Genomic DNA, 12592 nt, shown 5'->3' on the forward strand with positions numbered 1-12592 from the left:
GGGAGGTTACGCTTGCGGAGGTTGAGCCGTCGGCCATAGAAGCAGCCTTTTTTGGAGTACCTATGGACCGCAAACTGCATGCCCTCGTTAAGCTCAACGTCGTCACCGACGTTGTCAGGATCGACGTCCAGGGGAGCCTCAATCAGGAATCCCGGCCCTCCCTCGTCCATATCATCCGCCGCGTCCGGAGCATGGGGATCAGCTCCCACATCCGCGTTGACCTTTCCGGTGCAGCGTTTATCGAATCAGCGGCACTCGCAGGCCTCCGGAATGATCTCAACGCTATTGACGGTGAGACGTTTACAGGACTTGATGGGGAAGGCGTTTCGCTGCAGTTGACCGCCGCAGCTAGGGGCGGGGCTGCCTCGGCCGGCATTATGGAGCGGTCGCTGGCCATTACGGATCTGCTCGCCGGCGGATTCACGGATGGGCCCAGCGTGGCCGACTCGCCGGGCCAGGGGCTGTTGGAGGGCCGCGCCCTCGCGGACTATTCCGACGACGAACTCCTGGCTGCCAGCGACTCGCTCTTTGCCATGTTGGACACTCCCGAGGCGTTCGCCGGATCGGACCTGCTGGCGCGGTACAACGACGTCGGCCACGAGATTTCCCGGCGGCAACCTGAAGGCGGCGTGTTTCAGCCGGAGGCAGGGGAGGAGGCCGTCAGCTGAAGTAGCATCCCCTGGTGGCCGCAGGCACGTAGTTGCAGGTACAGGTTCCCCTGTGGCTACGGTAGAGGTGTGCCGCAAAAGGGGGAACCAGTGCAACAGGAACAGCCTTGCACTTCTGAAGCGCGGCTGCTCGCTGCCGCCGCAGGCCTTCGGCGGTTCTCGCGCCGCGGCTTCCTTCTGGGAGCCGGCGCCTCATCCCTGCTCGCCGCGGACATGCTGTTTACCCGGCGGATCCAGGCTGAGCGCAGGGCCAGCAAGATCCTGACGGTTCCTGACGGCTTCGCCGACGCCTACTATCCGGAGGCCAGCTGGTTCCTTTTCCCGGGCTACAAGACCAGCTGGGAAGAAGCCCTATGGATTCTGAACTCACTCCGCGGGGCGCTGAACAAGCGCGGCCAGCTGGCCGCGGTGGGCTATTCCAACTTGGGGCTGGAGATCGATGAGCTGGTCATCGCAGTCCTTGAGCACATCCGGGTGAAAAAGCTGACAAGGCTCTTTTTCTACGGGCACAGCTTCGGAGGCATGGTTGCCACCGAGGTGGCCTATAAGCTGCGGGAACTCGCTGGCGTGGAAGTCGAGTTCATCCTGCTCGATTCCAGCCCCTACAACAAGAACGATGTCCTCGACCAGAGCTGGTTCGACGGCGTGGTGTTCCTTTACGAAAGTGGCGTCCGCCTCCCCTCGGTGGTGCGGGGCGGTTATGAGTTGGGTGAGCGCGTGATCCACAAGGACGAGCGTTCGTGGCGCCAGATCCTGGACCAGACCATGGAGCAGCTGTCTCCCATTGCACCGTCCACCCTGCTCATCCAGACCGAGTCAGACTACATTTACCACTTTGACGGGACCGTTTTCAAAGACAAGATAGGCGGGACACGGATGGCCTTTGTCGGCAACCCTGGGGACAAGACAGTCGACTATGGGACTGCACGGGACAAGTGGGCGGTGGCATACCAATCCAACATGGTGTCCTCTGACCAGCAAACTGACGGCGCCAGGCCGGCGCACGCCAGCCCGGGATGGAACCCTGCCATCTACAGCCCCATCGTCGAGCGCCTAATGAATGACTACTTCCCCTTGCCCGGCGGCGGAACCAGGGTGACCGTCTTCTAGATTTGGTTCTTCAGGTCAGCGACGGAATTGAGGACCTGATTGGGCCGGAACGGGTACGACGCAATGTCGTCACGCTGAGTGATGCCGGTCAGCACCAGCACCGTATGAAGGCCGGCTTCCATCCCTGCGATGATGTCGGTGTCCATCCGGTCCCCAATCATGGCCGTCGTTTCCGAGTGCGCGTCGATCTGGTTCATGGCGGACCGGAACATCATGGGATTGGGCTTGCCCACCACATAGGGTTCCCGGCCGGTGGCTTTGGTGATGAGCGCCGCGATGGCACCGGTCGCGGGCATTGGGCCGTCCTTGGACGGGCCAGTGGCGTCTGGGTTCGTGGCGATGAAGCGGGCTCCCGCAAGGATCAGGCGGATGGCCATCGTGATGGCCTCAAACGAATACGTTCGGGTCTCGCCGAGCACCACAAAGTCCGGATCCTGGTCGGTGAGGATGAAGCCCGCCTCGTGCAGCGCCGTCGTGAGCCCCGCCTCACCGATCGTGTAGGCGCGGTTCCCGGAACCGGAGCCCTGGACCTGGTTCTTCAGGAACTGCGCGGTGGCCAGTGCCGAGGTCCAGATGTTCTCCTCGGGGACCTCCAGGCCGGAGGCGCGCAGCCGGGCAGCAAGATCGCGGGGTGTGAAGATGGAGTTGTTGGTCAGCACCAGGAAACGCTTGGACGTGTCCACCCAGCGCTGGATCAATTCCGCGGCTCCAGGGACAGCCTGGTTCTCATGGACCAGCACACCGTCCATATCTGTCAGCCAGCATTCGATCTCCTGGCCGCTTTGGTGTACCGCCGGCGATTCCTTGACTTGGTCTGCTTTTGCCATGTTTCTCCTCCGACGGTGATGAACGTTCCAAAGGCCCAGTCTAGTGTTGAGGGGTGACCGACCACCCCCAGAACCCTGCCCTGCCCGTTCCCCCGCCCGAGGAGGGGCCGGAGCCCAAGGCGGAGGTCGGCGTCGGGCCATGGGAAGGAGAGCTGCCGGCGGGGGAGCATTGGGATCCGGAGCTGCTGGCGGACGGTGACCGGCGCAATGTAGTGGACAAGTACCGCTACTGGAAGCACGACGCCATCGTCACGGATTTGGATTCCAGGCGGCACAACTTCCACATCGCCATCGAAAACTGGCAGCACGACCTCAATATCGGCACCGTGGTGCGTACCGCCAACGCGTTCCTCGCCAAGGAAGTCCACATCATCGGTCGACGGCGGTGGAACCGCCGCGGGGCAATGGTCACCGACCGCTACCAGCACGTCCGCCACCACCCCACAGTGGACGACTTCGTGGCATGGGCGCAGGAGGAGGGGCTGGCCATTATTGGCATCGACATCTTCCCGGACTCTGTGCCGCTGGAAACCTACGAACTCCCCAAGGACTGCGTGCTGGTGTTCGGCCAGGAGGGTCCCGGCCTGACTCCCGAGGTCCACGAGGCGGCGCTTGCCACCCTCTCCATTGAGCAATTCGGCAGTACCCGCTCCATCAATGCGGCCTCAGCGGCCGCCATCGCCATGCACGCCTGGGTGCGCCGGCACGTGTTCAACCAGCACGTGTAGGCAAGTGTTACCCGGCCGCGTGACCCGAAACACGCCGCCCCGGCAGAAATGGCTAGGATGGTTCGTAGCCGACGAGGTTCACTCCAGGGTCAACAGAACCCGCAGACGAAATTCACTTTAGGAGTCAGCATGCCCATTGCAACCCCAGAGATCTACTCCGAGATGATCGACCGCGCAAAGACGGGCGGCTTCGCATACCCCGCCGTCAACGTCACGTCCTCGCAGACGCTGAACGCGGCCCTGCGCGGTTTCGCCGACGCCGAGTCCGACGGCATCGTCCAGGTTTCCACCGGAGGCGCTGCCTACTGGTCCGGCGCCGCCACTAAGGACATGGTGGCCGGTTCCCTGGGCTTCGCCGCCTTCGCCCGCGAGGTTGCCAAGAACTACAACGTCAACATCGCGCTGCACACGGACCACTGCCCCAAGGACAAGCTGGACGGCTTCGTCCTGCCGCTGCTGGCCGCCTCCGAGGCCGAGGTAAAGGCCGGACGCAACCCGCTGTTCAACTCGCACATGTGGGACGGTTCCGCCGAGACCCTGCCGGAGAACCTGCGCATTGCCCGCGAGCTGCTGGAACGCACCGCTGCCGCCAAGATCATCCTCGAGGTGGAGATCGGCACCGTCGGCGGCGAGGAAGACGGCGTCGAGAACGCCATCAACGACAAGCTGTACACCACGGTGGAGGACGCCCTGGCCACCATTGAGGCACTTGGCGCCGGCGAGAACGGTCGCTACATCACTGCCCTGACCTTCGGCAACGTGCACGGCGTGTACAAGCCGGGCGGCGTCAAGCTGCGTCCGGAGATCCTGAAGGACATCCAGGCGCAGGTGGGTGCCAAGATCGGCAAGGAGAACCCGTTCGACCTCGTCTTCCACGGCGGCTCCGGCTCCTCAGACCAGGAGATTGCCGACGCTGTTTCCTACGGAACCATCAAGATGAACATCGATACGGACACCCAGTACGCCTACACGCGTCCCGTCGTGAACCACATGTTCAAGAACTATGACGGCGTGCTTAAGATCGACGGCGAGGTCGGCAACAAGAAGCTGTACGACCCCCGCGTGTGGGGCGCCTCGGCCGAAGCCGGGCTGGCCACCCGTGTGGTGGAAGCAGCCAAGCAGCTCGGATCACTCGGCAAGACCTTCTAGTAATGTCCGACGAGTTCCGCAAGAACCTGATGGGCCCCGAGCCCACTCTCCTGCCTGCCGAGACCGAGATCTACGAGCAGCTGGAGGCGGGCCAGGAAGCCTTGGACCTCGTGGCGAAGCACCCTACGTCCTCCTTGCTGTGGGCTGTGCTCGCTGAGGAGGCGTGGGCCGAGGGCCGCACCATCGATTCCTACGCCTACTCCCGCGTGGGCTATCACCGCGGGCTGGATTCGCTGCGCCGCAACGGCTGGCGCGGAGTGGGGCCCATCCCCTGGGAGCATGAACCCAACCGCGGGTTCCTGCGCGCGCTCTATTCGCTGGGCCGCGCCTCCGCGGCGATCGGCGAGGCGGACGAGCCGGAACGCATCGAGAAGTTCCTCAAGGACTCGGACCCGGCAGCGAAAGCCGCCATCGAGGCCTGACCGCTTAAACTCCAGCGCGGGTTCACTTCCCGCCCATAATCCTCGGATTGATGGGCGGGAAGTGAACCCGCGCTGTGGTTAAGGAACGAGTTTGGGCTAGCTTGGCTTCGTCAGGCCAGTGCGGGCCATGGCGTCTGCATAGGCCACGTGCATTTCCTCAAGGTATTGCTCCTGCCGCGCCGGGGTTCCGGCGAACGCGCGGCCGCTGAGGGAGCGGACCTTGTAGGTCTTCAGTCCCCGGCGCCACAGCAGCGGAACCTCGGTCTTCAGGAGCAGATTGGCCAGGCGGTTGGCTTCGGTGCCGTGGGCCACGATCACGGAGGCCCGCGGGACCAGGGCCAGGAACTTGAGCAGCGGCTTGAGGCCGGCGGCGATCTGGTCCGGGGTGAACTTTCCGTTGGGCTCGCCCGGGGTGTGCCAGGGGTGGACGTTCCACGGCATCACGAACTCCGGGCGCAGGCCGAGCTTCCACTGGACGCCCAACATGCGGGTGGCGGCGTCGTCGTCGCCCGCCGTGATGAAACCTGACTTGTCGGCCTCACCGATGTTTGAGTACAGGCTGATGATGCGGCACTCGCCGACGTCATGCATGGGATCAACGTAGGGGACTTCGGTGTGCGGCTTGACGCCCTGCAGGGAATCGCACAGCTCGTTGACGGCTGCGACGGTGGGTTCGTAGCGGCGGCTCAGGAGCTGCTCGCGAAAAGATTCGGGTGCCAGGGCTGTCATATAGTGCAATGTCTCCTGCGGGGATCGGCGATGCTGCCAATCCGGAAAATGGGTGCACCTTAGGCGCCGCAAATCCGGGATGGTTCGAAATGTGGTGTGGACCGATTCCTGGTCGGTCCTCTCCAGTTTAGCAAGTCGCGCGAAACGAAACGCCGGTCCGTCGCATCGGATGTTGTCGGGCAGGGGCCTGCGGCGATGAAGGACCCAGATAGCCTCCTGTGACCCGCTGCGGACCTGCCTAAGCGGGACTCAACTGCTCATCGGCTAAACTTGGGTGGTAAGAGCCCCGAAACTCTTGCGTCCTCGTCCAGCGGCCAACGCCATGGGCAGGACAATGAACTTCGGGGCATTCTCATGAACGGCGCCGACTTCCGGCCGTCCGCCCTGAATCAACCAAGGCCGGACCAACCTGGGATGCGGCCCGAACGAATGGGGGAGGATCCCATGCCAGCAATCGTGATCGTCGGAGCCCAATGGGGCGACGAAGGAAAAGGCAAAGCCACCGACCTGCTCGGCCACCGCGTCGACTACGTCGTTAAGCCCAACGGCGGCAACAACGCCGGGCACACCGTCGTCGTAGGCGGTGAGAAGTATGAGCTCAAGCTCCTTCCGGCCGGCATCCTCAGCCCCAACGCGGTTCCCATCATCGGAAACGGCTGCGTGGTGAACCTGGAGGCCCTGTTCCAGGAGATCGACGGGCTCCAGGCCCGCGGCGCGGACACGTCCAAACTGCGCGTCTCCGCCAACGCCCACCTGGTCGCGCCCTACCACCAGGTGCTGGACAAGGTCACGGAGAGGTTCCTCGGCAGCCGCGCCATCGGCACCACCGGCCGCGGCATCGGCCCCGCATACATGGACAAGGTGGCCCGCCTCGGCATCCGCGTCCAGGACGTGTTCGACGAGTCCATCCTGCGCCAGAAGGTTGAGGGATCGCTGCGCCAGAAGAACGAACTCCTGGTCAAGGTCTACAACCGTCGCGACATCGAGGTGGAGGAAATCGTTGCGTACTTCCTCTCGTTCGCGGAGCGCCTCCGCCCGCTGGTCATCGACAGCACCTTTGTCCTGAACAAGGCTTTGGACGAGGGCAAAGTGGTGCTGATGGAGGGCGGCCAGGCCACATTCCTGGACGTTGATCACGGCACATACCCGTTCGTCACGTCCTCCAACCCGACTGCAGGCGGCGCCTCGGTGGGCTCGGGCATCGGGCCCACCCGGATCTCCCGTTCCATCGGCATCATCAAGGCGTACACCACGCGTGTTGGCGCCGGCCCCTTCCCCACGGAACTGTTCGACGAGATGGGACTCTACCTCCAGAAGACCGGCGGCGAGTTCGGCGTCAACACCGGCCGTCCGCGCCGGTGCGGCTGGTACGACGCCGTCCTGGCCCGCCACGCATCGCGCGTCAACGGTTTCACTGACTACTTCGTCACCAAGCTGGACGTGCTCACCGGTATCGAGCAGATTCCAGTGTGCGTGGCCTACGACGTCGACGGCGTCCGGCACGACGAAATGCCCATGACCCAGACGGAATTCCACCACGCGAAGCCCATCTTCGAGTACTTCGAGGGCTGGACCGAGGACATCACCGGCGCACGCACGCTGGAGGACCTTCCGGAGAACGCACGCAACTACGTCCTGGCGCTGGAGAAGCTCTCCGGCACACGCTTCTCGGCCATCGGCGTGGGCCCTGACCGGGACCAGACCATCGTGGTCAACGACCTCATCAAGGACTAAAATCACCTGAAGTACGACGCCGGCGGGTCACCTGGAGAGGTGACCCGCCGGCGTCGCACTACATAAAGCCGCAAAATAGATAGGGTCAGATGAATTCAGCAGCTATCGAGGGCTTGCTTGCAGCGCTGGAAATGCTGCCGGACAACGCCACCTTGCGACTCAACGTCGCCCGCCTCCTGATTCAGGAAGGGAGGCACGCCGAGGCCTTCGAACATCTGAACCAGATATTGGCGCGGGACGCAGCCAACGCTGAAGCGGTCGATCTTCTAGTTCAGGCGTCAGCAGGCCTGGCGGACCAGGGAAACCCTAAGAACGCCCCTTCAGATGCTTCGCATGTGGATCCGGATACAAAGCAGGATCCGGCCTTCGACTGGAACAGGGCAGAACGGGACCTCGGACCATTGCTCCCGGCTCCATTCGTAGACGGCGAGGAATCCATGGTTGCCCCGGACGTTGCCACGGCTGGCGAGCACGAGGCATACCCGCTGTTCGACATTGAACGTCCAGTTGTGACACTGGCGGATGTAGGCGGGCTTGAAACCGTCAAGAAGCGGCTGTCGGAGTCCTTCCTGGAACCCATGCGAAATCCCGAGGTGGCCAGGGCCTTTGGAAAATCCCTGCGCGGCGGGCTGCTGCTCTATGGGCCGCCAGGTTGCGGCAAAACTTTCATGGCTCGCGCTGTGGCTGGAGAACTCGGCGCATCGTTCCTGACTGCGACGTTGACAGACATCTTCGACAAGTACATCGGAGAGTCTGAAAAGAACCTCCATGAGATCTTCCAGGCCGCCCGTCGTGCAGCCCCTGCCGTCCTGTTCCTCGATGAAATTGATGCGGTCGGAACCAAACGATCCAATCTCTCAGGCGGCGCTGGATGGATGCGCCAAGTCGTCAACCAGCTCCTTCTGGAGCTGGATTCAATGTCTGCCGATAATGACGGACTCTTCGTTCTCGCGGCGACCAACCACCCATGGGACATCGACAACGCGTTGCTGCGCCCAGGCCGTCTGGACCGCATGCTGTTGGTGCTGCCCCCTGACCGACCGGCCCGCGAAGCCATCCTCAAGCACCACTTCGCCTCCCGACCGATTGCGGGAATAGACCTGAAGAAGATCGCTGCCCGTACCGAGGATTTTTCCGGAGCCGATCTCGAACACGTCGTCACTACGGCTGCTGAGAAGGCCATGATGGAGTCTCTCCGGCGAGGGACAATACAACCCGTCTCCATGCAGCACGTGAATGAAGCGCTCAAGGAAATTCGGCCCTCGACGCAGGCGTGGCTGCAGAGTGCCCGCAGCGTGGTGGAATTCGCCAACACCAGTGGCGCATACGACGAGCTCGGCACTTACTTGCGTGCCCGTAAATTGTTGTGACGTGAACGTGGATGTCAGCTGGGTGATCGAACGCTCTGAGGCGCTGATCGCCACAGGCCGCCATGAGCACGCCACCGCCGTCGTTATGGAAGCGCTCGCCCGGGACCCGGAGAGCGCGCTACTTCACGGTCAGCATTCCCGCGTGCTGAGTGCTGCCGGGTTGTGGCCGGAGGCCCTCGACGCGTCCCGCCGGTCCGTTGAGCTTGCGCCACACGAGCCCCTGTCCTGGTACTGGCTAGCTGCATCGTTAGCCGGGTCGAAAGATCTTCCAGGAGCCGAGTCCGCAGCCCGAAAAGTCGTGGATCTTTCCAGCGGCGAGTGGGCAGAAGGCCTTCAACTTCTCGCAGCTTCCTTGGTGGACCAGGGCGGCGAGGAGCGCCTCCTTGAGGCGGAACGGCTCATCCTCAAGACCATGGAACTGTCTCCCCAGGATGCCGATTACCTGTGCATGGCGTCTGGTATAGCAAGGGCGCTGGGGAAACATGATGACGCGGGGATCTACATCAGGGCCGGGCTGGCAATCGACCCCTTACACACAGACTTGCTCCTCATGCATGCGCAAAGCACTGTTCGGCCTTTCGCAGGACGCATCCGCACCTTGGTGGAGCTCCTACATCTTGATCCGCATAAGTCTGAAGCCCATGAGAATCTGGCAGCCGAGTACTGGCGGATACGAGAACGCGTCCAGAGATCATGGTGGATACTTTGCGTTTTCGACTCTTTCCTGCTGATGTGGGTGCCGCAGGCAGCATATGTGGTCATCGTGACCATTGCATGGCTTGCCCTCATTCTGCTGCCATGGATAAACCGCGATGCACGGCGGGCTTTGCCCCAAGGCTATGCACGCAGAATGAAGCGACGTTATCCGGCTGCAGCCTGGACCGGGCGGATAGCCATTGGTGCATCCGTCAGCACACCCTTTCTGTTATTTGCCCTGTATGGCGATCATGGCCAGATCCTAGGCAACGTTTTGGTATCCGCCGTTCTTGTGTTGGCGGCAGTTGCCTATGGGGCCTTCAGATGGTTGGGGATCGAGGCGCGCCGAAACAGCTCTGAAGGCAGCGGCCTGCGTCCTCAGGGTCTTGAGGTCCCACTCGGCGATGCTGCGCAGGAAATGACCGCCACAACAATATTTGTCCTTGCCTTTGGTGGTCTACTGGGCTGCCTTGGTCTCGGCGGGCCGCAGCCCGCAGCCGCCGGCATTTTCCTTCTGACTGCAAGTGCAGGATGCGTGTGGTGGTGGATCGCCATGCACTTCGCCTTTCCGGTGCGCAAACTACTGGAACCGCCCAGCGTTCAGTGGGGCCTTTTCGCACTGATAGGCATTTCTTCGGCACTCCTCCTGGCATTTATCGTCGCCGGAATCTCGTTCGTAGTTGGTCATGACTTTGCATTGATTCCATTGAGTGCTCGGCGTGATGCGCGATGACGGTGCCGCTGAACGTGGGGCGGGCGCGGGAGGCTGCTGCAGGACAGGGCCGGCATCGCCCACGGTAATGATGGTAAAGGTCCTGGACTGGCGTGACTCGTCGCCCACCTGACGCGTGCGAACGCTGTCTTTCTCATGATTCGTCCACCAGTTCAGGACCAGCACCAAGCTCGTTGAGCCAGGCGGACATGACCTAATAGGAGCCTGAAGCGCTTTAGTCCCATTACCGTGCTGTCTGCCGGCCTGGCCAACGTGCAACACACCAAAACCAGGAAGAGCAGGGCCGACGCCATATTGACCGAGATACTACCCCAAATCATTGTCGGCGTTGATACCCACGCCGACACACATCACGTCGCCGTGGTCACCGAATACGGCAAACCCATCGCTGATCAAAAGTTCGCAGCAACAGCCGCCGGTTACAGCGAACTGCTCAGCTTCATCAGCAGTCACGGCGCGGTGAGCGCCGTGGGAGTGGAAGGGACTGGTTCTTACGGAGCCGAACTGTGGCGGGTGTTAATCAAAGAAGAACTGAAAGTCTTCGAGGTTAGCAGGCCAAACCGCCAGCACCGAAGGATCCGGGGAAAGTCGGATCCACTGGACGCCTACCAGGCGGCCCAATCGGTGCTTGCCGAACGAGGCACCTCGACTCCCAAAACCAAAGACGGACCAGTGGAATGTCTGCGCATCCTGCGGACAGCGCGGACCTCGGCGATCAAGGCGCGCACGATCGCCATCAACCAAATCCGGAGCCTGCTCGTTTCCGCACCAGAAATGATCCGGTCGAAGTATCGCGATCTGCCCACTTCGGCGATGATCACCGCGATAGCCCGTTCACGGCCCTCAGGGCATCCGGCCGACACGGAACACATCACTGCGTTGACATTGAAAACGTTGGCTTTGCGATATCAATCTCTCCGATCCGAAATCGCGGCTACCGATGAACTCCTGCAGGAAGTTCTCAATTCGTACGCCCCACTGCTCACCGAACTGCCAGGCGTTGGCGTTGAAGTCGCCGACCAACTCCTTGTCACAGTCGGGGACAACCCTGAACGGATCAACAATGAAGCGCAGTTCGCAGCCCTCACCGGCACCGCTCCCGTGCCCGCATCATCAGGCAAAACCAACCGTCACAGACTCAGCAGAGGCGGTGACCGCCAGGCCAACAGCGCCCTCCACCATGTCGTGCTCTCGCGCATGCAATCGGACCACCGAACCAAGGACTACGTTGCCAAACGCACGGCCGATGGCAAGAGCAAACGAGAAACCATGCGCTGCCTCAAACGCTACGTCGCCCGGGAAATCTACCGCCAGATCTTCAACCCCATTGCAGCACCTGACATCACTGACCTCCGTCCCCTCAGGCAGCAGCTCGGCGTCACGTTGCAGCAAGCAGCCGAACAACTCAGCCAGTGGCCCTCCAACCTCTCCCGGATAGAACGAGGGATTGCCAACGTATAGACAATGGCTCACCCAACGGCAACTCTCCCCAAGCATGTGAGCAGGCAACAAAATAACGTGCTCGCCGTGATTTACTGACCGAGAGCAAAACGCGCATATTGGGGGACTGAAACCATGGATTACAACGACTTCGAGTTTGTCGCGTTCTGCATTCTGTCGAGCGCCCCGGTCCTTTTCCTGATTACTGCCGGAATCATCGCACACCACAGGTCGGCCAAAGGATGGATTCCCGGCTACCTGATCGTCGGCATCCTTAGCTGCTTCCTCTACGCCATGTTTGCTGGAAGTTTGGCCGCACAGCTGTTCCCGCCGCCGTACGTCCCCGGCCTGTCAGAAGGCCGGGGACTGGACCTACGAGGAGTGGGCTTTTTCGTTGGAGCATGGATCGGTGCCATCGCAGGCGTTGTTGGCGCGCTGATAACTGCTGCTGGCTCGTCACTTACACTGCGGTTTCGGCGCCGCCAGGAGTTTGGTTTGCCAGCAGGCCATCCCGGGTCATGATGTATCGGTAGGACGCCGCTGCAGTCCTGCTGCAGTGAAGCTTCAGAACGCACCAACAGCACCTCACCGTTACGGACCATGGAGCTGCGCCAGCGAGCCAGCGGAAGGTCGGGCGACGCGTCTCTGCCCACACCGGTGCCCTCGAATCCAACCGAATCTATGGCGACGCTGTTGGCTTCCCTGACAAATTTGACGCTTATAGGAGCATCAAGTTGCGTCTGCCAAAACCTGTACACGCCCCTGGGTATCGCAGAAACGACAACAGTATTTTTTGTGCCACCGCGTAACCCTTTAGCGGCCTAGAGCGATTACCCCTATGTAGCGCCGGGCTGGAACTTGTCCCCCATCACGTTCCAGCCCGGCTCTTTTATGCCCGCAGCCTAACGGCTGCGAAGTTTTCGGAGCAGGGACGGATGCGGTGGCCTGGTTACCGCGGGTAAAGTTAGTCGGGCAAGGGCGTTCCG

At 61.9% G+C, this 12592-nt stretch carries 12 protein-coding genes; 10 read left to right on the forward strand and 2 right to left on the reverse strand.

Annotated elements, in window-relative coordinates; translation table 11 throughout:
- Window positions 1–62: 62 nt before the first annotated feature.
- Complete coding sequence (locus J7E83_RS03290) at window positions 63–668, forward strand: hypothetical protein (RefSeq protein WP_214959014.1); 606 nt, start codon at window positions 63–65, stop codon at window positions 666–668.
- A 69-nt stretch (window positions 669–737) separates the two neighbouring features.
- Window positions 738–1778, forward strand: coding sequence for a thioesterase domain-containing protein (locus tag J7E83_RS03295; RefSeq protein ID WP_214959016.1), 1041 nt, complete (start codon window positions 738–740; stop codon window positions 1776–1778).
- Here the strand turns inward: J7E83_RS03295 and J7E83_RS03300 are convergent.
- Window positions 1775–2605 (reverse strand): HAD-IIA family hydrolase, encoded by an 831-nt coding sequence (locus tag J7E83_RS03300; protein ID WP_214959018.1) that lies wholly within the window; start codon window positions 2603–2605, stop codon window positions 1775–1777. The genes J7E83_RS03295 and J7E83_RS03300 overlap by 4 nt on opposite strands.
- A gap of 53 nt (window positions 2606–2658) precedes the next feature.
- Here J7E83_RS03300 and J7E83_RS03305 point away from each other — a divergent pair, with 53 nt between their 5' ends.
- The 3 genes from J7E83_RS03305 to J7E83_RS03315 all read left to right on the forward strand — a co-directional run bounded on the left by J7E83_RS03305 (window position 2659) and on the right by J7E83_RS03315 (window position 4904).
- Window positions 2659–3333, forward strand: a complete 675-nt coding sequence (locus J7E83_RS03305) for a TrmH family RNA methyltransferase (RefSeq protein WP_214959020.1) — start codon at window positions 2659–2661, stop codon at window positions 3331–3333.
- Between the two features lie 129 nt (window positions 3334–3462).
- The gene (gene fbaA, locus J7E83_RS03310; protein ID WP_214959022.1) at window positions 3463–4482 is read left to right on the forward strand and encodes a class II fructose-bisphosphate aldolase; all 1020 of its coding nucleotides are present in this window, start codon (window positions 3463–3465) and stop codon (window positions 4480–4482) included.
- Between the two features lie 2 nt (window positions 4483–4484).
- Window positions 4485–4904: a DUF3151 domain-containing protein gene (locus J7E83_RS03315; protein ID WP_214959024.1), complete on the forward strand. Its 420-nt coding sequence runs from the start codon at window positions 4485–4487 to the stop codon at window positions 4902–4904.
- A 96-nt stretch (window positions 4905–5000) separates the two neighbouring features.
- Here J7E83_RS03315 and J7E83_RS03320 read toward each other — a convergent pair whose 3' ends face one another.
- Window positions 5001–5633: a uracil-DNA glycosylase gene (locus J7E83_RS03320; RefSeq protein ID WP_214959026.1), complete on the reverse strand. Its 633-nt coding sequence runs from the start codon at window positions 5631–5633 to the stop codon at window positions 5001–5003.
- A 444-nt stretch (window positions 5634–6077) separates the two neighbouring features.
- On the opposite strand from J7E83_RS03320, the gene J7E83_RS03325 reads away from it, so the two are divergent.
- From J7E83_RS03325 to J7E83_RS03345, 5 genes are all read left to right on the forward strand, one after another.
- Entirely contained in the window at window positions 6078–7367 is a 1290-nt protein-coding gene (locus tag J7E83_RS03325; RefSeq protein WP_214959028.1) for an adenylosuccinate synthase, read from the forward strand.
- An 89-nt stretch (window positions 7368–7456) separates the two neighbouring features.
- Window positions 7457–8737, forward strand: coding sequence for a tetratricopeptide repeat protein (locus J7E83_RS03330; RefSeq protein ID WP_214959030.1), 1281 nt, complete (start codon window positions 7457–7459; stop codon window positions 8735–8737).
- Window positions 8685–10166 (forward strand): tetratricopeptide repeat protein, encoded by a 1482-nt coding sequence (locus J7E83_RS03335; RefSeq protein WP_214959032.1) that lies wholly within the window; start codon window positions 8685–8687, stop codon window positions 10164–10166. The genes J7E83_RS03330 and J7E83_RS03335 overlap by 53 nt, the downstream gene beginning before the upstream one ends.
- 360 nt (window positions 10167–10526) lie before the next feature.
- A complete protein-coding gene (locus J7E83_RS03340; RefSeq protein WP_396020477.1) occupies window positions 10527–11627 on the forward strand; it encodes an IS110 family transposase in 1101 nt (366 codons plus the stop codon).
- Window positions 11628–11741: 114 nt separating this feature from the next.
- The gene (locus tag J7E83_RS03345) at window positions 11742–12128 is read left to right on the forward strand and encodes a hypothetical protein (RefSeq protein ID WP_214959034.1); all 387 of its coding nucleotides are present in this window, start codon (window positions 11742–11744) and stop codon (window positions 12126–12128) included.
- The last annotated feature ends 464 nt before the right edge of the window (window positions 12129–12592 follow it).

The organism is Arthrobacter sp. ISL-48, assembly GCF_018613805.1.
GTDB lineage: Bacteria > Actinomycetota > Actinomycetes > Actinomycetales > Micrococcaceae > Arthrobacter.

Bases quoted from the DNA above. Each gene is read 5' to 3' on its own strand.
- J7E83_RS03345 (WP_214959034.1), top strand. From the start codon at position 11,742: ATGGATTACAACGACTTCGAGTTTGTCGCGTTCTGCATTCTGTCGAGC.
- J7E83_RS03290 (WP_214959014.1), top strand. From the start codon at position 63: ATGGACCGCAAACTGCATGCCCTCGTTAAGCTCAACGTCGTCACCGAC.
- J7E83_RS03300 (WP_214959018.1), bottom strand. From the start codon at position 2,605: ATGGCAAAAGCAGACCAAGTCAAGGAATCGCCGGCGGTACACCAAAGC.
- J7E83_RS03320 (WP_214959026.1), bottom strand. From the start codon at position 5,633: ATGACAGCCCTGGCACCCGAATCTTTTCGCGAGCAGCTCCTGAGCCGC.
- J7E83_RS03330 (WP_214959030.1), top strand. From the start codon at position 7,457: ATGAATTCAGCAGCTATCGAGGGCTTGCTTGCAGCGCTGGAAATGCTG.
- J7E83_RS03325 (WP_214959028.1), top strand. From the start codon at position 6,078: ATGCCAGCAATCGTGATCGTCGGAGCCCAATGGGGCGACGAAGGAAAA.
- J7E83_RS03315 (WP_214959024.1), top strand. From the start codon at position 4,485: ATGTCCGACGAGTTCCGCAAGAACCTGATGGGCCCCGAGCCCACTCTC.
- fbaA (WP_214959022.1), top strand. From the start codon at position 3,463: ATGCCCATTGCAACCCCAGAGATCTACTCCGAGATGATCGACCGCGCA.